General features: G+C 75.6%; 17 protein-coding genes. 6 read left to right on the top strand and 11 right to left on the bottom strand.

The features are described 5' to 3' along the window. The first annotated feature begins 112 nt into the window (after positions 1 to 112). From ACLJT4_RS02950 to ACLJT4_RS02925, 6 genes are all read left to right on the top strand, one after another. Positions 113 to 1,240: an ATP-binding protein gene (locus ACLJT4_RS02950; RefSeq protein WP_411120843.1), complete on the top strand. Its 1,128-nt coding sequence runs from the start codon at positions 113 to 115 to the stop codon at positions 1,238 to 1,240. Then, on the top strand, positions 1,237 to 3,873 hold the full coding sequence (locus ACLJT4_RS02945; RefSeq protein ID WP_411120842.1) for a DUF5682 family protein: 2,637 nt from the start codon (positions 1,237 to 1,239) through the stop codon (positions 3,871 to 3,873). Before ACLJT4_RS02950 ends, ACLJT4_RS02945 begins: the two co-directional genes overlap by 4 nt. After that, positions 3,870 to 5,072, top strand: coding sequence for a VWA domain-containing protein (locus tag ACLJT4_RS02940; protein ID WP_411120841.1), 1,203 nt, complete (start codon positions 3,870 to 3,872; stop codon positions 5,070 to 5,072). Before ACLJT4_RS02945 ends, ACLJT4_RS02940 begins: the two co-directional genes overlap by 4 nt. A gap of 134 nt (positions 5,073 to 5,206) precedes the next feature. Then, entirely contained in the window at positions 5,207 to 6,082 is an 876-nt protein-coding gene (locus ACLJT4_RS02935) for a hypothetical protein (protein WP_411120840.1), read from the top strand. A 59-nt stretch (positions 6,083 to 6,141) separates the two neighbouring features. Continuing rightward, positions 6,142 to 7,320 (top strand): hypothetical protein, encoded by a 1,179-nt coding sequence (locus ACLJT4_RS02930; RefSeq protein ID WP_411120839.1) that lies wholly within the window; start codon positions 6,142 to 6,144, stop codon positions 7,318 to 7,320. A gap of 367 nt (positions 7,321 to 7,687) precedes the next feature. After that, positions 7,688 to 8,371, top strand: coding sequence for a hypothetical protein (locus tag ACLJT4_RS02925; protein ID WP_411120838.1), 684 nt, complete (start codon positions 7,688 to 7,690; stop codon positions 8,369 to 8,371). 73 nt (positions 8,372 to 8,444) lie between these two features. Here the strand turns inward: ACLJT4_RS02925 and ACLJT4_RS02920 are convergent, their stop codons facing one another. The 11 genes from ACLJT4_RS02920 to ACLJT4_RS02870 form a co-directional block, all read right to left on the bottom strand. Further along, positions 8,445 to 9,461 (bottom strand): peptidoglycan-binding protein, encoded by a 1,017-nt coding sequence (locus ACLJT4_RS02920; RefSeq protein WP_411120837.1) that lies wholly within the window; start codon positions 9,459 to 9,461, stop codon positions 8,445 to 8,447. Next, entirely contained in the window at positions 9,461 to 11,086 is a 1,626-nt protein-coding gene (locus tag ACLJT4_RS02915; RefSeq protein ID WP_411120836.1) for a DUF6519 domain-containing protein, read from the bottom strand. The genes ACLJT4_RS02920 and ACLJT4_RS02915 overlap by 1 nt, the downstream gene beginning before the upstream one ends. Before the next feature lie 111 nt (positions 11,087 to 11,197). Beyond that, positions 11,198 to 13,456: a hypothetical protein gene (locus ACLJT4_RS02910; protein WP_411120835.1), complete on the bottom strand. Its 2,259-nt coding sequence runs from the start codon at positions 13,454 to 13,456 to the stop codon at positions 11,198 to 11,200. Further along, the gene (locus ACLJT4_RS02905; RefSeq protein WP_411120834.1) at positions 13,453 to 17,343 is read right to left on the bottom strand and encodes a putative baseplate assembly protein; all 3,891 of its coding nucleotides are present in this window, start codon (positions 17,341 to 17,343) and stop codon (positions 13,453 to 13,455) included. Before ACLJT4_RS02905 ends, ACLJT4_RS02910 begins: the two co-directional genes overlap by 4 nt. After that, positions 17,340 to 20,576 carry a putative baseplate assembly protein gene (locus ACLJT4_RS02900; protein WP_411120833.1) on the bottom strand — a complete coding sequence of 1,079 codons (3,237 nt, stop codon included), beginning with the start codon at positions 20,574 to 20,576 and terminating at the stop codon, positions 17,340 to 17,342. The genes ACLJT4_RS02905 and ACLJT4_RS02900 overlap by 4 nt, the downstream gene beginning before the upstream one ends. Then, positions 20,573 to 20,944 carry a GPW/gp25 family protein gene (locus tag ACLJT4_RS02895; protein WP_411120832.1) on the bottom strand — a complete coding sequence of 124 codons (372 nt, stop codon included), beginning with the start codon at positions 20,942 to 20,944 and terminating at the stop codon, positions 20,573 to 20,575. The genes ACLJT4_RS02900 and ACLJT4_RS02895 overlap by 4 nt, the downstream gene beginning before the upstream one ends. 26 nt (positions 20,945 to 20,970) lie before the next feature. Next, entirely contained in the window at positions 20,971 to 21,339 is a 369-nt protein-coding gene (locus ACLJT4_RS02890; protein ID WP_037637294.1) for a hypothetical protein, read from the bottom strand. 23 nt (positions 21,340 to 21,362) lie between these two features. Then, complete coding sequence (locus ACLJT4_RS02885) at positions 21,363 to 21,887, bottom strand: phage baseplate assembly protein V (protein WP_016575214.1); 525 nt, start codon at positions 21,885 to 21,887, stop codon at positions 21,363 to 21,365. A 97-nt stretch (positions 21,888 to 21,984) separates the two neighbouring features. Further along, the gene (locus ACLJT4_RS02880) at positions 21,985 to 23,130 is read right to left on the bottom strand and encodes a hypothetical protein (RefSeq protein ID WP_411120831.1); all 1,146 of its coding nucleotides are present in this window, start codon (positions 23,128 to 23,130) and stop codon (positions 21,985 to 21,987) included. Next, positions 23,123 to 23,506: a hypothetical protein gene (locus ACLJT4_RS02875; protein WP_037683670.1), complete on the bottom strand. Its 384-nt coding sequence runs from the start codon at positions 23,504 to 23,506 to the stop codon at positions 23,123 to 23,125. The genes ACLJT4_RS02880 and ACLJT4_RS02875 overlap by 8 nt, the downstream gene beginning before the upstream one ends. Positions 23,507 to 23,509: 3 nt before the next feature. Further along, positions 23,510 to 24,181 carry a hypothetical protein gene (locus ACLJT4_RS02870; RefSeq protein WP_411120830.1) on the bottom strand — a complete coding sequence of 224 codons (672 nt, stop codon included), beginning with the start codon at positions 24,179 to 24,181 and terminating at the stop codon, positions 23,510 to 23,512. Between the last annotated feature and the right edge of the window lie 8 nt (positions 24,182 to 24,189).

Raw genomic sequence — 24,189 nt, 5'->3', positions numbered from 1 at the left:
TGGGAAGCGGTTTTCGGGGCATTGTCAGTGGTCTGGTGCAGGCTGGGAACCGCAAGCGGCCGGCGGGTTTTCCGCGGGGTGCCGGCCGCGCATCGTGCGACGAGGGGGAAGCATGTCCGAGAACGCCATCACGACGGCGGGCGAGGCCCGCGGCGCGGCCGGGGAAGCGCTGCGGCCGCACGTCGAAGTCGCCTTCGCGCAGGAGCTGTCGGCGCTCGCCGCGGCCGACGACCGACCCCGCCCCGAGCGCTGGCGGCTCTCCCCGTGGGCGGTCGCCACGTACCTGCTCGGCGGCACACTCGGCGACGGCACGGTCATCACGCCGAAGTACGTCGGCCCACGGCGCATCGTCGAGGTCGCCGTGACGACCCTCGCCACCGATCGCGCGCTCCTGCTGCTCGGCGTGCCCGGCACCGCCAAGACCTGGGTGTCGGAGCATCTCGCGGCGGCGGTCAGCGGCGACTCCACCCTGCTGGTGCAGGGCACGGCCGGCACACCGGAGGAAGCGCTCCGCTACGGCTGGAACTACGCCCAGTTGCTCGCCAACGGGCCCAGTCGGGACGCCCTGGTGCCCAGCCCCGTGATGCGGGCCATGGCGCAGGGCATGACCGCGCGGATCGAGGAGCTGACCCGGATGCCGGCCGACGTCCAGGACGCCCTCATCACCCTCCTGTCCGAGAAGACCCTGCCCGTACCGGAGCTGGGGCAGGAGGTGCAGGCCGTCCGCGGCTTCAACCTGATCGCCACCGCCAACGACCGCGACCGCGGGGTGAACGACCTCTCCAGCGCCCTGCGCCGCCGCTTCAACACCGTCGTCCTGCCGCTGCCCGCCACTCCCGAGGACGAGGTGGACATCGTCGCGCGGCGCGTGGCGCAGATCGGCCGACCGCTGCAACTCCCGCCCGTGCCCGAGGGGACGGACGAGATCCGTCGGGTGGTGACGGTCTTCCGCGAACTGCGCGCCGGCGTCACCGCCGACGGCCGCACCAAGCTGAAGTCACCGACCGGGACGCTCTCGACGGCCGAGGCCATCTCCGTGGTGACCAACGGCCTCGCCCTGGCCACCCACTTCGGCGACGGCGTGCTGCGCGCCGGTGACCTGGCCGCCGGCGTCCTCGGCGCGGTGATCCGTGATCCGGCGACCGACCGCGTGGTGTGGCAGGAGTACCTGGAGACCGTGGTGCGCGAGCGCGAGGGCTGGCAGGACTTCTACCGTGCCTGCCGGGAGGTGGGCGCATGACCGGCGGGAGCGGGGGCGGGCCGGTGTTGCTGGGGGTGCGGCACCACGGCCCGGGGTCGGCGCGGGCGGTGCGGGCCGCGCTGGAGCAGTGCGCGCCCCGCGCGGTGCTGATCGAGGGGCCGCCCGAGGCCGACGACCTGGTGGCGCTGGCCGCCCACCCGGAGATGCGGCCCCCGGTCGCCCTGCTCGCCCACGCGGTGGACGACCCCGGGCGCGCGGCGTTCTGGCCGCTGGCCGCCTTCTCCCCGGAGTGGGTGGCGTTGCGTTGGGCGCTCACGCGCGGTGTTCCGGTGCGCTTCGTCGACCTGCCGGCGGCACACGCCCTGGCCCTGCCGGACGAGGAGCCGGGTGAGGACCCGGGCGCGGGGGCGGACGGGGAGCCGGCGGGGATGGCCGCGGCGGACGCCGTGCGGCTGGACCCGCTCCGGGCGCTCGCCGAGGCCGCCGGCCACGACGACCCCGAACGGTGGTGGGAGGACGTCGTCGAGCACCGTCGGGCGCCCCACGGCGGGGCGGACGCGCTGGCCCCGTTCGCGGCGCTCGCGGAGGCCATGGCGGAGCTGCGCACCGCGTACGGCGCCGGCGGCCACCCCCGCGACCTGCTGCGGGAGGCCCATATGCGACTCCGACTGCGGGCGGCGCAGAAGGAGTTCGGGGACCCGGTCGCCGTCGTCTGCGGGGCCTGGCACGTCCCCGCGCTGGACCTCCCGCGCACCCGCTCCCGTACGGGAGCGCACCCCACCGCGGCCGCCGACCGACGGCTCCTCACGGGCCTCCCGAAGGTGAAGACCGCGCTGACCTGGGTGCCGTGGACCCACCGGAGGCTGGCCCGGCACAGCGGCTACGGCGCCGGCATCGCCTCGCCCGGTTGGTACGGCCACCTCTTCGAGGCCCCCGACCGCCCCGTCGAGCGCTGGCTGACCAAGGCCGCCCGGCTGCTCCGCGAGGCGGACTACCCGGTGTCGTCCGCGCACGTCATCGAGGCGGTGCGGCTCGCCGAAGGGCTCGCCGCGGTCCGCGGTCGCCCGCTGGCCGGCCTCGCCGAACTCGACGACGCGGTGCGGGCCGTCATGGCCGAAGGCTCCGACGTGCCGGCCGCCCTGATCCGCGACCGGTTGGTGGTCGGCGAGGTGCTGGGCCGGGTGCCCGAGGACGCCCCGGCCGTCCCGCTCCAACGCGACCTCGCCCGCTGCCAGCGGGCGTTGCGGCTCAAGCCCGAGCCGGCGGAGCGGGACGTGGAGCTGGACCTGCGCAAGGAGACCGACGCCGGCCGCAGCCGGCTGCTGCACCGGCTGCGGCTGCTCGGCGTCCCCTGGGGCGAGCCCGTCCGCTCCCGGGGCGGCACCGGCACCTTCCGGGAGACCTGGCGGCTGCGGTGGGAACCCGAACTGTCGGTGCGGGTCGCGGAGGCCGGCGTCTGGGGCACCACGGTGCTCGCCGCGGCCACCGCCAAGGCCCGCGCGGACGCCGCGGAGGCCACCGTGCTCGCCGAGGTCACCGCGCTCGCCGAGCGCTGCCTGCTCGCCGCGCTGCCCGAGGCCCTCCCGGTGGTGCTGCGGGCGCTCGCGGACCGCGCCGCCCTCGACGCGGACGTCGGCCACCTCGCCCGGGCCCTGCCCGCCCTCGTCCGGTCGGTGCGCTACGGGGACGTCCGCGGCACCGACGCCGGGGCGCTGCACGACGTGGCGCTGGGCCTGGCCGGGCGGATCTTCGTCGGGTTGCCGCCGGCCTGCACGGGCCTGGGCGCGGACGGCGCGGCCGAGATGCGCGGCCACCTCGACGCCACCCACCGGGCCGTCGGCCTCCTCGGGCAGGTACCGGCCGGAACCGGCACGCCGGCCGGAACCGGCACGCCGGCCGGCGGGGCCGGTGGGGCCAGTGGGTCTGATGGGTTCGGTGGGGTCGCGGCGGTGTCCCTGCGGGCGCGCTGGTCGACGGTCCTGCGGACCCTCACCGAACGGGACGCCGTCCCCGGGCTGCTCCGCGGCCGGGCCGCCCGGCTGCTGCTGGACGACGGACAGCTGCCCGACGACGGGGCGGAGCGGCTGATGGCGCTCGCCCTCTCGCCCGGTACCCCGCCCGCCGACGCCGCCGGCTGGATCGAGGGCTTCGTCGGTGGCCGGGACGGCGGCCTGCTGCTGCTCCACGACGCACGGCTGTGGGCGCTGGTGGACGGCTGGTTGACGCGGGTCCCGGACGCCGCGTTCACCGACGTCCTGCCGCTGCTGCGGCGCACCTTCGCCGGGTACGACACTGGGGTCCGCCGCACCCTCGGCGAACTCGTCCGCCGCGGCCCCACCGACGGTCCGGGCCGTGCGTCCTTCGGCGCGGGCGACGCGGCGGCGCCCGGCTTCGGCCCCGGCCTGGACCGCGACCGCGCCGCCGCCGTCCTGCCCACCCTCCGACTCCTGCTCGGCGCACCCCGGCACGGCCCCGCGGACGACGGGGACGGCGCCGACGACGGGGACGGCGCCGACGACGGGGACGGCGCCGACGACGGGGACGGCACGGACGACGGGGGCGCGGACGGCGCCGGTGGAGGCGCCGGTCCGGGTGAGCGGGGTGCGGAGCGCGCAGGCGGGCCCGGAGCGGCCTGGCGGCGGGCCAACGAGCTGACGGGGGCGGGCAGATGACGACGGTGAACGATCCGGCTGCGGAGCGGTTGCGCCGCTGGCGGCTGGTGCTGGGCGGAGGTGACGCGGACGGCACCGGCTGCGCGCTGCACGGCCAGGACGCCGCGGTGGACGGGGCGTTGGAGTCGCTCTACGGACAGCGGCAGCACCCGCGGCAGCACCAGCGATCGGGCCACGGGGGGCGCGACGGCGGTGGTCCGCGGGCGGCCGGGCTCGGCGCCTCGGCACCCCAGGTGGCCCGCTGGTTGGGCGATGTCCGGCGGTACTTCCCGTCCTCCGTGGTGCAGGTGATGCAGCGCGACGCCATCGACCGACTGGGCCTGTCGGCGCTGTTGCTGGAGCCCGAGATGCTGGCGGCCGTCGAGCCCGACGTCCACCTGGTCGGCACGCTGCTGTCGTTGAACAAGGTGCTGCCCGAGACGACGAAGGAGACCGCCCGCCGGGTCGTCCGCGCGGTCGTCGAGGAGTTGGCGGAGCGGCTGGCCACCCGTACCCGGGCCGCGTTGACCGGCGCGCTGGACCGTGCCGCCCGCACCAGTCGCCCGCGGCACCGCGCCATCGACTGGAACCGCACCCTCCGCGCCAACCTCCAGCACTACCTCCCGGAGCACGGCACCGTCGTCCCCGAACGGCTGATCGGGTACGGCCGGGCGGCGCGGGCGGCCACGAAGGACGTGGTGCTCTGCGTCGACCAGTCCGGTTCGATGGCCGCGTCCGTGGTGTACGCCTCGGTGTTCGGGGCGGTGCTCGCCTCGATGCGGGCCCTCGACACCCGGCTGGTCGTCTTCGACACCGCCGTGGTGGACCTGACGGACCACCTGGACGACCCGGTGGAGCTGCTGTTCGGCACCCAGCTCGGCGGCGGCACGGACATCAACCGCGCCCTGGCCTACTGCCAGTCGCGGATCCGGCGGCCCGCCGACACCGTGGTCGTCCTCATCAGCGACCTCTACGAGGGCGGCATCCGCGACGAGATGCTCCGGCGGGTCGCCGCGATGAAGGCGTCCGGAGTGCAGTTCGTGACGCTGCTCGCGCTCTCCGACGAGGGGGCGCCCGCCTACGACCGGGCGCACGCGGCGGCCCTGGCGGCCCTGGGCGCACCCGCGTTCGCCTGCACGCCCGAGCTGTTCCCGGAGGTGATGGCCGCCGCACTGGAGAAAAGACCGCTGCCCATACCGGACATGGCGGAGCAACGGTGACAGGAATCCCGGGGGGACTTGCGTGCCACCTGGCGTGTCGTGCAAGGATCAGGGCATCGCTCGATCACCCGTGACGGGTGCGACACCGAGGCGCTGCGCCCGGCTGTCCCCGTCCGTTTGGGAAGGTCCCCTCCTTGTCTGCTGTGTTCGTCACGCCTGCCGCCGTGCGCCTGCCGCGCACGGTGGCCGTGCGGCGCGCACTGCTGGCGGGGCTCTTCCTGATCGGGTTCGTCCTCCTCGGCGTCGCCTACGGTTCCGGCGCACACGCCGCCGACCGCACGCCCGTCGACGGCTTCCCGGCCGCGACGGCCCTGTCCGGGGCCCCGGCCCCGGGCCACGTCACCGCCTCCCGGCGCACCGGCCGACTGCCCGATTCCGGGGCGGCGTTGGCGCACCAGGAGACGGCGGACGGCGCCGCGCTCGCCCGCCGTACGGACACCGCGACGGCCGAGGTCGAGGGCGCGGTGCGCCCCGCCGAGCAGGCCGCCGCACCGGTCGCCGACCGGCTCGACGGCCCGGTGACCGGCGCGGTCGAGGGGATCGGCGGGATCGGGGAGCGGGTCGGCGGTGCGCTGCCCGTCCACCTGCCCGTCGGCGGTGGTCCGGGACGGTCCGGCGACGGCGGTGGCCCCGCGCACGGCGGGGTGCCCGGTGGCGCCGCGCCCGGTCAGGGTGCCGCGCACGCCGGCCACGGCCCGTCCGCGCCGCACCTGTTCCGCCCGGCGCACTGCGCCTACGCGGCGCCCCACCCGGCCGTCGACCGGTCCCGTCCCGCCGCCCCTGAGCAGCGGGACGCCGGCCACCACGGCCTGCCGGGCCAGGGCCAGCAGGGCCCGGCCGCACCGCCCGCACACAGCGCGGGTGACGGCCACGGTCCTCGTGGTGGGGACCAGCACGCCGCCGTTCCGGCGGACTCCCCGCGCTTCCGGCTGCTGCCGGGTGGCGTCCGTACGGCCGACGGCGCCCCGACGCGCCGACGGGCCGAAGACATCCTCGAATTCCCCGGCTAGGGCAGACCCGCTCCGCGTCTGAAGAGACCTGCCGCGCGGGGGCGGCACAGGTCTGCCCGTTGAACCCCCTGAATTCGAAGGACATCACCACCATGCGCTCCAACATCCGCCGTTCCATCGCCGTCGCCGCCACCGCCACCGGCCTGTGGGCCCTGGGCACCGTCGCCGCCAACGCCGCCGAACTGCCCGCCACCGGGGACCTGCCGGCCGTCGGTTCGGTCACCGGTGCCGCGGGGCAGCTGCCCACCGGCGCCGTCACCGGCACCGTCCAGAAGGCCGCCGGCACGGCCACCAAGACCGTGCGCGGCGCGGCCGACAAGGCGACCGGGGTCCTCGGCGGCGGTGTGTCCGCCGACGAGCTGCCCACCGGTCGGCTGCCGCAGGCCGGCGGCGTGGTGGACGGCGTCCGTCGGCTCGTCGGCGGTGGGCTGCCGGCGCTGAACACCGGTGGCGTCCAGAAGGCCGTCGACGTCCAGCGGGTCGCCAAGGTCGCCGACGCCGGCAAGCAGCTCGGCAAGGTCACCGACGGCGTCAAGGCCGCCGACCTGGGCAAGGCCGGTTCGCTGGTGAACGGCCAGCTGCCGGCCGTTCCGGGCGTGCCCGCCGCCGAGCTGCCGGGCGGCCTGCCCAAGGGCCTCCCCGGCGTGCCGGCGCTGCCCAAGATCCCTGCCCTGCCCAAGACCCCCGCGCTGCCCAAGGCGCCGGGCTCGGCCGACAACCTGCTGGCCGGTCTCGCGGGCGCCGGGCTGCGTCCCGAGCAGCTGACCAAGCAGGCCCAGGGCGCCCTGGCCACCGCGCGTCCGGTCGTGGACCGCACCTCCGCCGACGTGCTGCCGCCGGTCGCCGGCCGGGCGGTCGCCAAGGTCCTCCCGGTCGCCCAGGGCGCGGTCGGCAACGTCGGTGCGCTCGCCGGTGACGCCGCGGGCCAGGCCACCCCGTTCGCGACCGCCGTCGGCGGCCGTGCCCAGGTCTTCGCGCAGCACGTGCAGGGCGCGGCGGTGCCGTTCGCGCAGGGCGTCGGCGGCGAGGCCACCGTGCTGGTCCAGGGCGTCGGCGGCGACGCCGTGCCGTTCGCCCGGGGCCTGGTGACCGTCGTGGTGACGGACGCCAAGGGCACCGCGACCACCACCGTCGCCGGCGCCAAGGGCCTGACCCCGGCCGTGCCCGCCAACCTGGCCGACCTGACCAACGCCGCCAACGTGCCGGCGCTGCCCGCACTCCCCGTGCAGGGCCTCTGACCGTCCGGCGGACCGCGAGGGGTGCAACGGTGGACCGGCCGCGGCGGCGGTCGGGAAGCCGGGGCACCCGGAGCGCCGGATGAGGCGGACGGGGTGATGGCGACATCGCCTCGCGCCGTGTGAAAGACGCCGGGTGGCCCTCTGTGGGGGAGGGCCACTCGGCCTTTTTCATGCCGTGAGCTGGGTATTCGTCCGCGACCTGGTGACTCAATCGGGTTTGTCCGCAGGGTGGTTGGGGTCGTCGGGATGGCTGTTACGGTCCGCCGCTGCACCGTATTAGTCGTCCGTTAGTGGAACGCCAACACGCTCTTCGAAGCTGGTTGTCGTCCGGGAGCGAGACGACAGAACCAGAGCAACGGGAGTACCGATGAACACCGCCACCGTCACCAACCGACTCCGCGGCCGCGCCGGCCGCCGCGTCGCCGCCGCCCTCGTCGCCGCAGCAGCACTGGGCCTCGGGGCCACGGCCTGCGGGCCGGAGGACGGGTCGACGGGTGCCGCCGGCTCCTCCACCTCCTCGCCCGCCTCCGACGGCCAGGGCGCCTCGGGCCAGTCCTCGGCCGGCAACTCCGGTGCGCAGGGCCAGAACGGCGGCGCGTCGGCGGGGCACTCCACCGGCGGCGGCGCGGGCACCGGCACGCACTCCGCGACCGGTGGTTCCGGCTCCACCGGCGGCTCCGGCTCCACCGGTGGTTCCGGCTCCACCGGCGGTTCCGAGGCCACCGGGGGCGGCTCCGCCCACGCGGGCAACGAGGAACTGATCGTCGGCAAGATGACGTACGTCGCGCCCGGCAAGCTGATGGTCAGGCCCGAGGGTGGCGGCAAGGGGCAGCAGTTCCTGGTCGCCAACGCCACGAGGATCCTCGGCGCGGCCGCGATCTGCGGCGACGCCTCGGGCAACGTCATGATCGGCAAGGACGGCTACGGCACCAAGAGGTGCTCCGTGGACCAGCTGGAGAAGGCCGCGAAGACCGGCGCCGTGACCGTCCGCGTCTCCATGGACCGCGTGTCCCAGGGCGCCGACACCGTCGAGGAGAAGTACCACCCGTAAGTCACCGCATCCCGGCGCGCGCCCGGTGGGCTTCCTGCCCCCGGGCGCGCCGGCGTTTTCGGCCGCGGGCCGGCTACGCGTCGCCCGCCGCCCGGGTGTTGGGGACGTGGAGGCGGTCCCAGGTCACGCGGCCCGGGACGCCGTCGGCGTCCTTGCCGTGGAAGCCGAGCTTGCGCTGCCAGGAGGCGTAGGACTTGCGGTGGGCCTCGTTCCATTCCGGGGCGGGGCCGTGGCGGTAGTGGTCGCAGCCCTCGGCGATGAGTCGCTGCGCCATCGCCGCGAGCACCGGGCTGCGGGCGCCGGAGCGGAAGAACTCGGCGCCGGGGAAGGGCTCGTAGGGCGGGTGCTGCGGCATGGGCGGCACGGGTGGGGTTCGGGCGTCGTCGCCACCGGCACCGGCACCGGCACCGCCACCGGCTCCGTCGCCCGGCGGGCCCGTCCCGTCTCCGATGCCGTCGGGCCGCCCCTGGGCGTCCGGGGACGCCGGGCCCTCCGGGGGGCGGGACAGTCGGGCCGCGATGCGGTCGCGCAGCGCGTCCATCGTGAAGCCGAGCGGGTCGATCTTCCCCGGCTGCCACTCCAGGTGCCCGATCACCGACCGCTGGCCCCAGCCGTGCGCCCGGCAGATCGCCGCCGAGGCCCGCTCCACCGCAAGTAACTGCGGCTCGGGCCAGGGGTCTTGGCCGTCGCCGAGGTTGATGCACTCGAAGCCGTAGAAGTGGCGGTTGCCGTCGGTGTCGGCGAGCTCGTCCTTCGGGAGCTCCTCCTCGTCGATGACCGCCTGGAGGACGTTGCGGTCGCCGAGCCCGGCGTGGTTGGCGCGGCCGTTGCCGACCAGGTGCACCTCACCGGCCTTGTCGATCACGCCGTGGCAGAGCGGCCCCGGCAGGTCCGGGCGCCCGTCGTAGCAGACGTCCACCGAGGCGTCGGTGCCCTCGGTGGCGGTGTGGTGCACGACCACGCCGTGCATCGGGCCCCAGGGGCCCTTGGTGTTGCGGTTGTGCCGGCGCCAGTCGCGGACCTCGTGGACGACCAACCCCTCCGCGCGCAGCGCCGCCAGCAGCTGGCTTCCGGTCAGGGGGGTCGCCATCAGCCCGCCTCCCCGGCCTCGTCCACCTGCGCCTCGGCCTCCGCGGTGGTCTGCGACCGGGACCGCGCCGGGCCGGCGCCGCCGCTCCCGGTCGACAGCGTCCCGGGAGCGTCCGCGCCGGCGGCGTCCGCGGCGCCTGCGGCGTTCGGGGCCGCGTCGCCCGCCGCCGGGATGCCGGCCGCCAGCGGGCGGAAGGCCAACCGCAGGTCGGGCACGGCCTGTTCGCCGTGCACCCAGGCCAGCGGCGCGTAGTGCACGACGACGCCCAACGGGTGCTGGAGCAGCGGGCGGCGCGCCGGGTCGGTGGGCCACTCGACGCCGCCGGTGGCGGTGCGGGCCGGGATCAGCCAGAAGTCGCCGGTGCGGTAGGTGCCGCCGGCCTCGAAGTAGACCTCCACGCCGTCCTCCAGCGGCAGCCAGCCGCCCTCCTCGACCGGCACCGCGCCGTGCCGCAGCCGCCCCGGGCGGTCGCCGCGCCGCACCGTCTTCCGCCCGGCCTCCTGGTGGTCCCAGCGGCGCAGGAACGGATGGAGCTCGGGTCGCCGGCCCACGCCGGGCGCCGGTTCGTCGGAGAGCCGCACCCGGCGGCCGGGCAGGTCGACCTCCTCCACCCGCAGCAGCGGGGCCGCCTCGCCCCGGCTGGCGTAGCCGGTGTCCACGCACTCGACCAGGTCGCCGACCTGGAGCGACAGCGCGTCGTCACCGCCCAGGGAGGCCAACTCCGCCCAGGTGCCGTCGAGGTCGTCGATGGCGAAGGTGACCGAGCCGTTCTCCCGGGACCACTTGAACGTGGCGTCCTTCGCGGCGCCGCCGTCGTGCACCTCGACGCGGTACAGCTGGTTCTCGGGGCCGCGGTAGCGGGCCTCGGGGGCGACCAGGCAGGGATCGTCGTCGGCGTGGTCGGGGCGTTCGCTGCGCGCCGCCAGCCGGCAGGCCGGGGCGGCGGCCTGCTGCGCCCACCGGCCGAACGCGGCGCGGATGTCGTCGGCCGGCGGGTTGTCGCCGTCCAGGCCCAGCGCGGACGCCGGCAGCGGCAGCACCTGCCACACCACCTTCGTACGGGCCGCGGTGTCCGGCAGCGCGGCGCCCAGCGCCACCTCGCGCAGCGCCGGGTCCTCGGCAGCGGTGACCAGCCGCTCCCACACCTTCAGGTAGACCAGGTAGGGGAACTGGGAGGGCAGCCGGTCGCCGGGGCGTTCCGGGTCGCGGAAGGCGTCCGGCTGGTCCCAGTACGTCCACGTCGCGGCGGCGGGCTCGGCCGGGGCGTCCGCGGCGTCCGGGTCGGCCGGCTCCGCGCCCTCCTTGTGGCCGGCGGCCGGTACCGGTGTGCCGGGTTGCGGGCGGGTGGCGTCGCACCCGATGCCGTCGACGTAGTAGCGGCCGCCGCCGATGACCAGGTCGTCCAACTCGTGCGGGCCGCCGCGCAGTTCGATCTTGAATCCGGTGGCGCCGTGCGGTCCGCCGTGCGGCCCGATCAGGTCGGCGGCCAGGGTACGGGCCTGGAACAGCTGGATCGCGGCCTGCTCGTTGGCGTCGGCGTCCAGCTGGACCCGGCCCTGCTGCGCCACCACGGCGGAGTAGTGGCGCTCCGGCCGGTAGGTGATGCGGGAGAGGTCAGCGTGCATGGAAGGGGTCCCCCTCGTACGGAAGCTCGGGCGGTCGGTGGTGGGCGGTGGTGGTGCGCGACGGGCGCGCCCCGGGCGGGCGGCCGGACGGCGGGCTGGCTGGTCGGCGGCTCACGTCACGCACACGATCCCCGCGTCGGTGCCCGCCGGGGTGTACTCCGCGAGCCGGGCCCGCAGGCTGTCGGTGCGCTGCGGCAGGTAGCGGTCGTGGTACGCGCCCAGCTCCGCGCCGTCCTCCGCGCCGCGGACCAGCTCCGCGGCGCAGCCCGCCGCCAACTGCCCGTACCACGGCGTCCCGTAGCGTTCGCTGCGCAGCAGGGGCCGCACCCGGGCGGCTCCCCCACTCTCGGCTCCGCTCAAGCGGGAGGTACCCCCACCGGGGCCCACCAGGTCAGGTTGGCAGCGGTACCGGCGCGGGGTCCGCGAGCCGGGCGGCAGGTAGCTGAACCGCACGCATCCCACCCCGCGCCGGGCCACCCGCACCCGCCCGGTGAAGAGGCTGTTCTCGGCGAGCCGCACCGCGTGCACGTGCACCTCGCCGAGGACGGTGGAGCGGTGCACCGACAGCACCGCGTGCGCGTGGCGGCAGTCGGGCGCCGACAGGGCGGCGCGGTCGGGGCCGGTGGCGTCCAGGATGCTGTCGCGCAGGTGGATCGCCAGCGGGTCGGTGCCGACCTCGTCGCCGATCACCTCGATGGTGCCCAGGATCGTCCGGTCGATCTCGACGCAGGCCGTGGTGCGGTCCAGGACCAGGCTGGGTTCCTCGGGGGAGGCCGGGTGGCACGCCGGCTCCAGCGACCAGCCCGGTACGAGGGTGCAGTGCCGCAGCACCAGGGAGCCGAGCGGGCCGCTGACGTGGAGGCCGCGGCCGGCGACCAGCAGCCCGTCCAGCACCATGCGGGGCCGTTCGCCCGGTGCGCACTCCGCCGCCACGGCCCGGACGTTGAGGGCGTCCGGCCGGTTGCTGTACCAGTCCAGCAGTCGGATGACCGGACGGGTGCCCTCGGCGGCGCGCAGTTGGAGCCGGTCGCCCGGCTCCAGGTCGAAGTCCAACTGCTCCTGGTAGGCGCCGCTGTGGACGATCTCGATGATGCCGTCGGGCCCGCACCGGCCGGCCCGCCGGTCGTGCTGCCAGGCCGTGTAGGCGTCCATGATCCGCCGGTACGGGCCGTCGGGGCCGACCCGGTAGACGGCGGCGTCCGGTGGGGTGTCCCGCGCCCCGCCGTCGGCCGGGGGACGGCCCGGTTCGCTGCGCTCGCGGACGTACTCGCCGCCGCCCAGGTCGTCCCCGAAGCCGTAGTGGTAGTCCACCCACACGCCCTGCCGCGGCGCGGACCGGGCGCCGAACGCGATCCGTCCCCGCTCCGGGTCGACGGCGACCTGCCCGCGCTTGGGCCGGTAGCGCCACTCGCCGAGGTCGGCGACGACGACGTCGGCGAGCGGGACCGGACGGTCCGCGCCGTCCGTACGGATCACGAAGCTCTTGCCCGGCCCGTAGTAGTCCGCGAGGCGGTCGTGCAGCTGCCGGCGGGTGATCAGCGCGGGGACGTTGTCGACCGTGGCGAGGTGGGTCGCCGACGGCTCCGGCTCCGGGCGGGTCAGCAGCGGGGTGTCGTTGCCCAGGATGGAGAAGGTGTAGAGGTTGCGGGCCCGGTCGATGCAGTACGCCGGCGCCCGGGTCACGGAGTACGGCTTGAGCCGCCAGACGAACAGGCCCACCCCGGCCGGCGCGCAGCCGCCCTGCGCGCGGCGGGACGCGGCCCGGCGCACGTCGACCGAGCGGGCGAGGGTGCCGAACGGCCCGCCGGCCAGGTCCAGCGCCGCGCCGTCCCGGACGTCCACCAGCCGGCCGCGCCCGCGTCGCAGCGCGTCGGCGGCCTCGGTGGCCGCCCCGTAGAGCCGCACCGGCTGGTGGTGCGCGACCAGCCGGGAGAGCTCCACCGCCCGCGCCGGCCAGCCCGCCACACCCTCGGACAGCTCCTCCAGCAGCGCCAGGGTGCCCTTGCGCCGCCGGTTGGCGACGGTGGCGGCCACGTCGCGGCGCGGCGCCAGCGCCTCGGCCAGCCGCCGCCGCGAGGAGTCCGGCAGCCCGCCGTCGCGCAGGCCGGTGGCGAGCACCCGCTCGTACCCCGGCAGCGGCCGGTAGCCCACCAGGTCGCCCAGGTAGGGCAGGACCCACGCGGCGGCGGTCTCCACGAACCAGTCGTCGTACTGCTGGGCGACGCCGTCCCGGACCCGGTCCACCTGCTCGGCGATCACCGCCAGCAGTGCCCGCAGGGGCTCGCCGCGCGCGGGGTCCTCGGCGTCCCGCAGCCGGTGCCAGTGCGGGAGCAGCTCCGCGAGCCCGTCCGGCTCCCTGTTGGTGGTCATCGGATCTCCTCGGTCAGGATCAGCGTGTCCGCGACCCGCGGCGAGAACAGCGCGAGCTGGGCCGGCCGGATGCCGCGGAAGACGCAGACCGCGCGGCCCTCGGGCAGCGGCCGGGTGTCGGTGAGGTCGGGGTTGAGGCGCAGGAGTTCGGCCAGCGGGATGCCGTACCGGGCGGCGACGGCGGTCAGGGTCTCGCCGCCGTGCGCGGTGACCTCGTGGATCCGCTCGTCGAAGCGGGCGAGCCGGGCCGGCACCGACGTCCGCGGACCGTCGGTCAACTTCCGTGTCAGGTCGGCGAGTTCGGGGGTGGTGACGGAGGCCGGGACACCGGTGAAGGCGTCCACGTCCACGTAGTCCACGCCGGGCACCGCCTGCGCGGCGGCCAGCACCTCCGACAACCGGGCCGGCTGGCCCAGTTCCCGCCCGTCGTAGCCGAGGCGGGCCAGCAGCGCCTGCCGGACCCGCGGCTCCACCAGCGACCAGGCGTGGTCCGGGGCGACCTTCACCTTCGCCGCGCACAGCAGCAGCACCGGCTCCCGGACGTCCACCCGCACCGGCAGCCGGCCGTCCCCGTACTCCGCCAGCGACGCCCGCAGCGCCCGCAGCACCTCCGCGTCCGGTGCGAGGGGGATGTCGTCGACGCCGGCGACCGTCACGTGCAGCACCTGCCGCCGCCCGTCGAACACCTCGCGGGCCGCGGCCCGGCCGATGCCCGCCCGGGAGCGCGCGAAGTCCTCGTAGTCGGCCAGGGACACCAGCCGGTCCAGCGCGGAGACCGCCAGCGGGACGGTGCGCCGGGTCAGTGCCGGGCCGTCCGCGTCGGCGCCACCGGTGGCCGGCTGCGGGTTGGTGACGCCGGTGACGCCGAGCGGGCGGGTGACGGCCTGGGTGATCCGGTCCGCCGCTACGTTGGCGGCCCGGCCGGTCCCGAAGCGGTAGCGTGCCCGCACGTTGTCGTGGCCGGTCGGCAGCCGGGCGCCGTGCACCCCGTCGCCGAAGGTCACCGTCGTGCGGCCGGCGCCGCTCCCGGCGCCGCTCGAACCGGTGACGTAGACCCGCTCGTCGGGGCCGCGGCCGGCCAGGCTGTCCACCGGGTGCCAGCGCAGCCCGTCCACCCGGACCTCCAACTGTGGCACGGCCCCCAGGGGGTTGTCGGACGGCAGCCAGGTCAGCGGCGACTGCCAGAGCGCGAACGTCTGGTTGGCGCGCGCCGCGTCGCCGCTGCCGATCGCCTCGTCGCGGCTCTCGCCGTGCGACGCCGGGACGACGTTGCCCTGCACCCGCACCGCGTCCCGCCGGTAGCGGTGCGTCAGTGCACGGGTCAGGGTCAGCGTGGTGTGCACCCGGTCGCCGGGCAGCGCCGGGTCCAGCGTCTGCTCCACGCCCGCGATGACGGCCAGTTCGGTGCCCCGCACCCCCTCCACCCCGGGGATGTCGGTGCGTTCGCCGGAGACGATCAGGTAGCGGCCCGGCCGCAACCCGTCGTACAGCGCGGCGAGTTCCAGCCGGTCGCCGTGCACGTCCTCGCCGACCGGGTCGTCCGCCTGCGCCAGGTCCTGGCCGGCGGCGTGCACGGTGGTGTCCCGGATCGCGTCCAGGGTGACGTCGTGCTCGTCCAGCCACGGGTCGGCGAGGGTGAGGACGGTGCCCCGGCCGGTGATGCCGTACTGGGTGTGTACCGCGGTGCGGACCGCGGTGACCCGGGTGGTGACGAACGCCAGCTTCTTGTCGCCGGGGATGCCGTCCGGGCCGTCCGCGCCCTTGCGGGGCCGCTCGACGGCGACCCAACTGCCCAACGTGATCCCGTCGTACACCGCGTCCAGCGCCAGCACCCGCCGGTCGGCCGGCTTCGGGACCGTCGCGATCCCGAGCTCCACGCCCGGCGGTTCGCCGCCGGCCGCCACCCGCACCCGCACCTCGTAGCCGTCCTGCGTGACCTGTCGGTGCTCGCCGGGCGCCAACTGCCACGACTGCGCGTTGCCGTCGTCGACCGAGACGTGGACCCGGCCGTCCTCCGCCGGACGCGAGACGAACACCGTCCGCTCCGGCAGTCCGGCCAGGAGCCGGGCGGTGACCCCCGGCTCCTGAGAGTCCACCGGGCGGCGACCCAGCCAGCTCAGGTCGTGGTCCTGGCCGGTGCGGGTGTGCAGTTCGACCCGGCCGGGGCCGAGCGCGAAGGCGGTGTCGGCGGGCAGGTTCTCCGCCCGCTGGTCCGTGCTGCCGGTCTCGGCATGCTGGAACTCCGCCCGCACCGGGGTCTTCCCCGCGGTGTCGAACACCACCCGCACCGTGGTCAGCGCGGCCCCCGTCAGCGGCCAGTCCGCGGTCCGGATGACCCGCCCCCGGTCGTCCTGCACCGACTTCAGCGGCGCCGTGGCACCGAACGGGGTGGCGGTGACCCGCATGGTGAGGACGGCGCGCAGCAGCGGCTGGGCGGGAACGGCGGAGCCGCCGTCGCCGGCCGGGGCGGCCGCCCGCCGCCACGCCGGGTAGAGGCCGTCGCCGACCCGCGGGTCCAGGGCGGCCAGCAGCCGCGCGCCCAGGTCCGCACCGGCACCGAACGCCCGCTGCGGGTCGCCGGCCGCGTCCCGGTCGGCGGTCGGCGGGCGGACCACCCGGGTGCGCAGCGCCGGCAGCACGGCGGCGAGGGCCGAGAGGGCGGTGGGCACCGCGGTGCCCCGGTCGGTGGCCGCCGGGTCCCCGGCGGCGGTCGGTTGCGCGGCGGGCGCCGGCTCTCCCGGTGCCGGCTCCTCGGGCGACTCCCATCCCAACTGGTCGGCCCGCCGCGCCAGTTCGCCGACGACCGCCTGGAGCTCCTCGAACCACGCGACGACCTCCGGATAGCCGGCCGCCACCGCCTGCGCCTCCGCCAGCCGCTCGTGCGGGCCGGCCAGCCGCGCGGTGAACGCGGCCGGGTCGGCGATGCCGTCCAGGTCCTTGCGCAGCGGCGCCAGCACCTGCGCGTCGAAGTCGGCGACGAACCGGCTGACGGGCCTGGGGTTGGGAGCCTGCGGGGTGGCCGGCGGCGGGTAGTCCGGGTCGTCCGGGTCCACCGACGCGGGGGGTTCGGTGATCCACGCCCGCAGTTCGGTGACCAGCTCCGGCAGCGACGCCGGTGCCGCCTTGGGCAGCCCCAGCGCGGTGACGTCCTGGGTGCGGTCCGGCCGCACCGACGCCACCGGCAGCAGCACCCGCTGCGCACCGAAGTCGAACAGCAGCCGGTCGCCGACGGCCACCCCGGTGGACGTGCCCGCGACCAGCAGTTCCGGGCGGGTCCGCAGGGCGTCCGCGGTCAGCAGCGCCGGCCGGCGGTGCCGCACCGCGAGTTCGTTCCACGCCGAGCGCGCGGTCAGGTCCTCGTCGGTCTCGAAGGTCTGCGACTCCTCGTCCGAGCCGGCCGGCACGCTGTGGCTGCGTGCCCCGCGCGGGATGACCACCGGCAGGTCGCCGGCGCGCGGGTCGCGGTCCAGGGTGTAGGCGAGGTGGGTGTCGGCGGCGACCCCCGGCCGCGGCTGATGCCCCACCAGCCGGCCCAGCAGCGCCAGCGACCGGTGCTCGTTGGCGGTCCGCAGGTACCCCTCGTCGGCGATCCGCTCGCCGTGGAACGTCAGCAGGTCGCCGAGGACCGCCCAGGCGTCCAGCAGCCCGACGGACGGGTCGTCGGGGGTGCGGACGGTCAGCCCGCGCAGCGCCGGGTAGGCCGGTGAGGCCAGCCGGTCCAGCATCGCGGCCAGGAACGAACCGTGGTCGCCGACCCGGTAGTCGAGGGCGCGGCGGCCCGGCGGGTTGTAGGGCGCGGGGTCGGCGCGGCGCTCGTCGTGCCCGCCGCCCGCCGCGTCCGTCCCCGTGCAGCCGCAGCCGCAGCCCGTCGTCTGGTGCTCCGTCATCGCCCACCCCCGAGCTCGATGACCAGCCGGCCGTTCTCGGGCCGGTCCGGGTCGTTGTCGCAGCGGGCGATCTCCAGCGGCCCCAGCCGCAGCACCCCCGCCTGTCGTTCGTCCCGGTCCGCGTGGAACATCCGCTGCAACCGGGTCACCGCCACGCTGCGGACGCCCGGCACCGCCGCGGCCAGGGCCACCAGCCGGCTCAGCCGGACCGGCTCCCCGAACGTCAGCGCGTCCGGGTGGAAGAAGCCCAGCCGGCCACCGGACAGTGCCCGGTCGCCCAGCACCCGGTACAACTCGGCCAGGATCTGCCCGTGTTGGTGACCGGGCTCGGCGCAGACCTCCAGCGCCACGTCCAGCGGCACCCGGCGCGCCGGCCGCACCACCAGGTCGTGCCCGATCCGGCGGTAGACCTCCAGCGCGTGGCCGACCGCGTCCAGCAGGGCCGGCGAAGGATCCTCGGTGCCGTACGCGTCGATGGCGACGTGCGCCTCCTGGACGCTGCCGGTCCACCGGATCTCCGCCGCCGCCCGCTGCACGCCCGGCAGCCCGCCGGCCAGCGCCGCGTAGTCCTGGGCGGTGACCGCCCGCAGCCGGCTCCGCCGCAGGTCCAGCGGCGCCAACTGCCGTACCTGCTCCAGCGGTTCGGGCTCCACGCCGCCCACCGCGGGCAGCGGGTTGCGGACCCCGGCCACCGGCGGCGGCGCCGCGGCCTCCGACTCCTGCGGGTCACGCCGCAGCACCAGGTGGCCGATCGCCTCGGCACCGACGTTCCCGGCCGTGCCGCCGCCGATCCGGTAGTGGACGGCGAGCCGGCTGCCCGGCGTCGGCCGGGCCCCGTGGTGCCCGTCGCCGAACCGCAGCGCCAGCCGCCCGTCGTCCTCCAGCTCCCCCACGACGTGCCGGTCGCGGGCGCCGCTGCCCAACAGGTCGCGGCGCGGGCGCCAGGTGGCCCCGGACTCCGCGCCGGCGCCGTCGGGGCCGCCGTCGGGGGCCTCCGTGAGCTCCCGGAGGCGGAGCGCCGGCAGGGCCTCGCGCGGGTCCTGGAGGACGGCGGCGGCCGGGCCGTGCAGCACCGGCTCGTCCGGGTGCAGCCCGGTCGCGTACGCCGGCCCCCAGGTCTGCGCGACCTCCCACGCCGTCCGCCCGTCCAGCACCGTCCCGGCCCGGGCGCGCGCCGTGAGCACCGCCAGCCGGCGCAGCTTGCCGTCCAGCAGGCGCGGGCTGCGGTGCAGCAGCTCCCGCAGCGCCCGCACCGGATGCCGGGCCAGCTCCAGCCGTTCCAGCACGTCGAGTCCGAACAGCACGGTCAGTTCGGCGGTCTCCGCCGCACTCAGCCCGTCCCGGTCCCGGGCGCTGCGCCACAGCTCCACCAGTCGCTCCCGCGCCCGCTCCGGGATCGCCGCGAGCCGTTCCGCCTGCCCGGCCGCGACGTGCCGCGGCTGCGGGAACGGCACCGCCTGGACGACCGGCGCGCGGCCCACCACAGGCCGGAAGCGCGGCACGATCCCCGGGTACACCGACTGCGCGAGCAGCGTCCGCAACGCCGCGGCCTGCGCGTACGCGGTCCCCGGCAGCACCCTTTCGGCGCGCAGTCCGGCGGACTCCAGCCCGATGCCGGCCCGCTCGGCGGCCTCCGCGCCGACCGCGGTGCACAGCCGTCGGACGTCGTCGGGGGACAGCTCCCGGCCGCCTTGGGCCCGGTCGATCAGGTCGTCGAGGAGCTGCGCGACCTCGTTGCCGCCGTGTCCGCCGTCCCAGCAGCCGAACGCCGGCGGGTCGCAGGACGCCAGCACGGCGGGCACGGGCGGCACGGTGACGGTCTCCGGCACGTGCCCGTCGCCCCCGTCCCCGTCCCCGTCCCCGTCCAGGGTCCGCCCGTGGTCCACCAGCACCACGTTGCCGCGCGCCACGCTCACGTCCGCCACGGGCGCGCAGTGGCGCCCGCCCCGCGTCGTCAGCCGCAACGGGAACGCCAGCGCGTCCTCGTCGGCCCAGGTGACCTCCAGGACCGGTTGCCCGACGAGCTCGTCGACGGCCGGGGTGACGGACGTCAGCCGCACCACCTGCCGGTGCGCGGGGTCCTGATCGCCGGGCGTCCCGGTCCGCGGCCCCTTGACCTCTTCGAGGAGCAGCAGGTCACCGGGGGCCAGTGCCAACTCCCGCCGCCCGCACTCCTCGTCGGCCCAGGCGTCGGTGAGGGTGGCGGCGGTGGCCCCCGCCGTCAGCCCGCAGACCTCCCCGCCCCACGTCCACAGCCGGATGGCGTGGTGCTGGGGGAGCAGTTCCAGCGGCGCCCGGCGCACCACCGGCTCGAACACCTCCAGCGACCCGCGCTCGGCCAGCACCGCCAGCTCCCGGTCGTCGATCACCGAGCCGAGCTCCGGCCGTTCCCGCGGCCCGTACGAGCGGTAGTCGACGGCGGCGAACCGGAAGGTCCCCGGCAGCAGCGTCAGCGGCGCCACCACCTGGACCGTCACGAACGCCCGGGCCGTGCAGCCGTCGTGCATCGGGTAGTCGATCAGCCGCACGTGGCGCCGGACCGACACCCGGCGCCGCGCGGTGTCCAGGTACGCCTCGGTGGCCACCGCGTCCTGCTGGTAGCTGATCTGGTCGGCGGTGTGGGCGAGCAACTCGACCAGCGTCGTGCCGAGGTCCGCCGGGTTGCGCTCCACCCACTGGGGCGTCGTCAGCCGCAACCGGTCCAGGACGACCTGCCGCAGGGTGTCGTAGTCCCGGGCGGTGTAGTCGATGACGGGCGCGGCGGCGCGGAAGGCGTCCGGCAGCCGCCGCCCTCCGCCCGCCCCGGCACCGTCGTCGTCCACGCAGTCGAACGGCGTCGGGCAGTTCGGCCGGAACGAGAACTCCGTCGAGAAGTACCGCTGGTCGAACCCGGGGAACGGCTCGGTGCCCGGCCGCCCGTAGGGATCGGTCTCCACCACCGACAACCGGTAGGACGAGAAGTCACCGGCCCGGTCCAGCAGCACCACCAGCCGGTCGTCCAGTTCGGGGTCCTCCTCCCGCTCGACCGTGGTCTCCAGCGCCTCGATGCCGGTGATCCGCCGCCCGCCGTCGATCCGGACGTTCTCCGGACGCAGCCCGTGCGGCGCCTTCCCCAGGAAGGTGACGGTCAGCGTCCGCCCGTCCTCGCCGACCTCCACCGCGTCCACGCCGTTGCGCCGCGCCTGCCGGATCCGCTCCCGCCGCCCGGTCCCGAACGTGCCGCCGACCGTCATTGTGCCCCCCGCCCCTCGAACACCTCGTCGCGGCGGCTGGCGGTGGCGCGCACCACGTACCGCAGCGACACCCGCACCACGTTCTCCTCGCTCGTCACGTCCAGCGACTCCACCTCGATCAGCTCGCCCAGCCAGCGCTGCAACGCCGCCTGCACGGAGAGCTCGATGGCGGAGGCCAACTCCGGGCTGTTCGGCGTGAAGACCAGGTCCAGCAGCCCGCAGCCGAAGTCGGGCCGCATCACCCGCTCGCCGGGACTGGTGAACAGCAACTGCTCGACCAGGTCCCGCACGTGCGCGTCGTACCGGGCGTGCGCGGTCCGCCCGCGCCGGTCCACGCGGTACGGAAAGGCGAGGTCCGTGCGCGACACGTGCCCGGTCCGCCCCGGTTGCGCCCTCACCGGCTCGTCACCCCCTCGGAGCCGCCCGGCCGACCCCCGCCGGCGGACGTCACCACCGGCGGCCCCTGCGGCACCACCGCGGCGCTGAAGCACAGCGCCGCGGTGGTGTCCAGCAGCACCGGCACCCCGTCGACGCACACGCCGCCGCCCCCGCCGTCCGGCGTCCACCGCACGCTGGTGCACGGCTGCGGGCGGCCCGCCACGACGTGCGCGCACCCGCTCACCACGAACAGGTCCGCGGCCGTCGCCACCGGCGCGCCGTCGATCAGCACGCCCGCCCCACCGCCGGCCGCAGCCGGCACCACCCGCCCGCCGTGCGGACAGCCGATGGTCATGCCACCGTGCACGAGATTCCCGCTCGCCATCTGCCCTGCCTCCCCCGCTCTCGTCAGCGCTTCTTCTGTACGGTCAACCGACCGTCGTTCAGGTCGACTTGCTCCCCGGTGAGGGAGACGGACGCCCCGAGCCCGTTGTTGAGGTGGACCCCCGTGGCGTCGATCCGCACGTACGCCCCGCCCGGGGCCTGGAGCAGGATGCCCTCGGTCGGCACGTCGGACAGCACGATCTTGTGCTTGCCCGGCGTCTGGATCACCACCGGATGCGCGATCGCCGGATCCCGCTGGGCGTCCTCCGGCAGCTCCTCCCGCCGCCCGTACCAACACCCCACCCACACCGGGAAACTGGGGTCCCCCTGCTCGAACTCCACCCACACGCCGGCCCCGACCGACGGCACCACCACCTGTCCGGCCTGCTCGCCGCTGAACGGGAAGCACGGCAGGGCCCAGGTCGACACCTCGTCGCCCAGCACGTCCGGGACCTGGACGCGCAACCGGCCCACTCCCATCGGGTCGTCGTTCGCCGCCACCCGGCCCCGGAACTTGCCGAGGAAGCGGTTGTTCGGTGCAGCAGCCATGTGCGGCTTCTCTCCTTACGGTCCCCGCGTACGGGCATCGGGTGCTGGTGCTGGTGCTGGTGCTGGTGCTGGTGCGGGTGATCGGGTGCCGGTGCGGCTAGGGCCGCACGGTGCCGCTGCGGGCGATCAGTCCCTCCCGCGACAGCGTGAAGTTCTGCAGGTACGAGCCGATCCGCAGGTTGTGCGTCACGGACTTCACGTAGTAGTCGCCGTCATAGGTGACCCCGGCGCCGCGCACGCCCACCAACTCCCGTGGGCGCAGCAGGTATCCGTGCCGGGTGACGTCCAACGACCCCGACCCCGAGATCGCGTCGGCACTGGTCGCGGCCCGCCCCAACGCCTCCGCCTTGGCCAGGCCCTCGTCCATCTTCGCCGTCCCGCTCAACGTCTTCCGCTTGAGCGCCGGCGACCCCCGCAGACCCAACGGCGGCCGCAACGGGCTGATGTCCGGCTGCGCCAACAACGGCGCCCGCCGCGTCACCGGGTCCTGCACGCGCGCCTGCGGCTCCTCCCGGGCCGTCCCGTCGTACGCGAACGTCAACTGGTCCACGGTGGAATTGGCGTCCATGTTCACGTTCAGGGCGTGCTGCCGCTGCCCGAGGCGCTGCTCCGGGCCCCAGAACGCCGTCGACCGCCCCGGCACCGGCCCCGGCTCCAGATAGAACGTGTACCCGTTGGCCCGCGCCAGGTCGTTGACGTAACTCAGGTCCGTGCCCGTCTGGTAGTCGACCCGCACCTGCTCCCGAGGCGGCTGCGGAATCTGCTCCCGGATGATCCGCGCGTCGATCCCGTAATCCGCGTACTTCCCCAGAATCCGCTCGACGCGCTGCGAGGGCGCCAGGTTCGGATAGCGGTCGGTCCGCTCCTCCAGGTCCATCAACAGCGTCAGGTCCTCCCCGGTCACCGTCAGGGTGCTCTGCCCGGGGTGGTTGCTGCTGCCCACCTCCTGCCGCACGATCACGCCGTCCAGCAACACCACCGGCGTCCCCTTGATCGTCACGGTGACGATGACCCGGGTCTTCGGATCGAAGAACCCCTCCGGCAGCAACCGCTGGACGAGGGCGCCCTTCTTCGTCAGGTCGAACGCCAACTGGAAGCCGCTGCGCTCACCCGCCGTACTGGTGATCTGCGCGGAGAGCAGTGCTTCCACCACCTCCTGCGGGACCAGCCGCGCCAACTTCGGCCCCATGTACAGCGAAACGTGCAGGGGCCCCCGCCCGATCGGCTCGTCCCCGTCAGCCATGCCGCACCCCCGGCCCGCCCAGCCCGCCGCTGAACCCGCCGGGCAACGGCACGGCGATCTCCACCCCCGGCTCCGCCGTCAACTCCCGCGGCTCCAGCACCGGATTGGCGTCCGCGATCCGCCACCACTGCCCCGGATCCCCGAAATACCGCTGCCCGAGCTGATCGACCCGCTCCCCACTGCCCACGACATGCGGCACGGCATCGTCGGCCGCCTCCGCGAGCGACGGCAACAACCGCCGCTTCGCATAGCGCACTTCGCTCCCATCGGCCCGCACGTGCACGCCGATCTCGACCCCCGCATACCGACTGCTCCGCGGATACGGATGCGCCCCCGGCACATCGTCCAACGCACTCTCATACGGCTCGATGCCCACGCCTCAGATCCCCCTCCCCAACCCCAACTGCGCGAACGTCCCGCCCCGGGCCCGCCGCGCCAACTGCTCCTTCTGCGCCAGATGCGCGAGGTACAACGCCGCCCCGGGGTGCCCGGCCGGCAGATCGCTCACCGTCAACACCTTCAACCCGATGCTCAGCGACGCCCGAATCGGATTGAGATTCACATCGAACGCCGACTCATTGACCGACAACTCCGTCAACCGCACCGGCATCACGCGCTTGCTGCCCCACGTGAACAACGTCAACGGCGTCTCGATGGGACTGATCTCGATCGTCCCCTTCTTGGTCAACTTCGACGCCGCCAACAACTGCGCGGTCGTCGGTTGCACCAACATCTCCAACACCGCCAACTCCGGATGAATCCCCTCCGGCGCCGCCACATCCAACTGATCCGTGGCATCGATCTCCGCAGTGAACTTCCACGTCTCCTGCGCCGGCCCCTTCAACCGCAACGCCTCATTCCGATCCCCACCACTCCCCCCACCACCGCCCCCGCTATCCCCCTCCCCACCAGCCGCCTGCGGCGCCACCTGCCGCTCCAACGTGTCCGGATTGAACTGCAACACAATGATCCGCTGCGGAATCCCAAGCTCGGGATCGACCACGACTATTCCGGAACGGATAGGTTTGGGGATGTCGGCGTAGCGGGTCATAAGTAGTC

Source organism: Streptomyces sp. x-19, from assembly GCF_046549115.1.
GTDB lineage: Bacteria > Actinomycetota > Actinomycetes > Streptomycetales > Streptomycetaceae > Streptomyces > Streptomyces albulus_C.
Note: the sequence above shows the minus strand (reverse complement) of the source record. Positions and strands in the feature narration are given on the sequence as shown.

What these genes read in the sequence shown, in the direction of transcription:
- ACLJT4_RS02890 (WP_037637294.1), bottom strand. Translation starts at nt 21,339, where the DNA reads ATGGCGAGCGGGAATCTCGTGCACGGTGGCATGACCATCGGCTGTCCG.
- ACLJT4_RS02905 (WP_411120834.1), bottom strand. Translation starts at nt 17,343, where the DNA reads ATGACGGAGCACCAGACGACGGGCTGCGGCTGCGGCTGCACGGGGACG.
- ACLJT4_RS02880 (WP_411120831.1), bottom strand. Translation starts at nt 23,130, where the DNA reads ATGGCTGACGGGGACGAGCCGATCGGGCGGGGGCCCCTGCACGTTTCG.
- ACLJT4_RS02920 (WP_411120837.1), bottom strand. Translation starts at nt 9,461, where the DNA reads ATGGCGACCCCCCTGACCGGAAGCCAGCTGCTGGCGGCGCTGCGCGCG.
- ACLJT4_RS02940 (WP_411120841.1), top strand. Translation starts at nt 3,870, where the DNA reads ATGACGACGGTGAACGATCCGGCTGCGGAGCGGTTGCGCCGCTGGCGG.
- ACLJT4_RS02925 (WP_411120838.1), top strand. Translation starts at nt 7,688, where the DNA reads ATGAACACCGCCACCGTCACCAACCGACTCCGCGGCCGCGCCGGCCGC.
- ACLJT4_RS02870 (WP_411120830.1), bottom strand. Translation starts at nt 24,181, where the DNA reads ATGACCCGCTACGCCGACATCCCCAAACCTATCCGTTCCGGAATAGTC.
- ACLJT4_RS02885 (WP_016575214.1), bottom strand. Translation starts at nt 21,887, where the DNA reads ATGGCTGCTGCACCGAACAACCGCTTCCTCGGCAAGTTCCGGGGCCGG.
- ACLJT4_RS02950 (WP_411120843.1), top strand. Translation starts at nt 113, where the DNA reads ATGTCCGAGAACGCCATCACGACGGCGGGCGAGGCCCGCGGCGCGGCC.
- ACLJT4_RS02915 (WP_411120836.1), bottom strand. Translation starts at nt 11,086, where the DNA reads ATGCACGCTGACCTCTCCCGCATCACCTACCGGCCGGAGCGCCACTAC.
- ACLJT4_RS02910 (WP_411120835.1), bottom strand. Translation starts at nt 13,456, where the DNA reads ATGACCACCAACAGGGAGCCGGACGGGCTCGCGGAGCTGCTCCCGCAC.
- ACLJT4_RS02900 (WP_411120833.1), bottom strand. Translation starts at nt 20,576, where the DNA reads ATGACGGTCGGCGGCACGTTCGGGACCGGGCGGCGGGAGCGGATCCGG.
- ACLJT4_RS02945 (WP_411120842.1), top strand. Translation starts at nt 1,237, where the DNA reads ATGACCGGCGGGAGCGGGGGCGGGCCGGTGTTGCTGGGGGTGCGGCAC.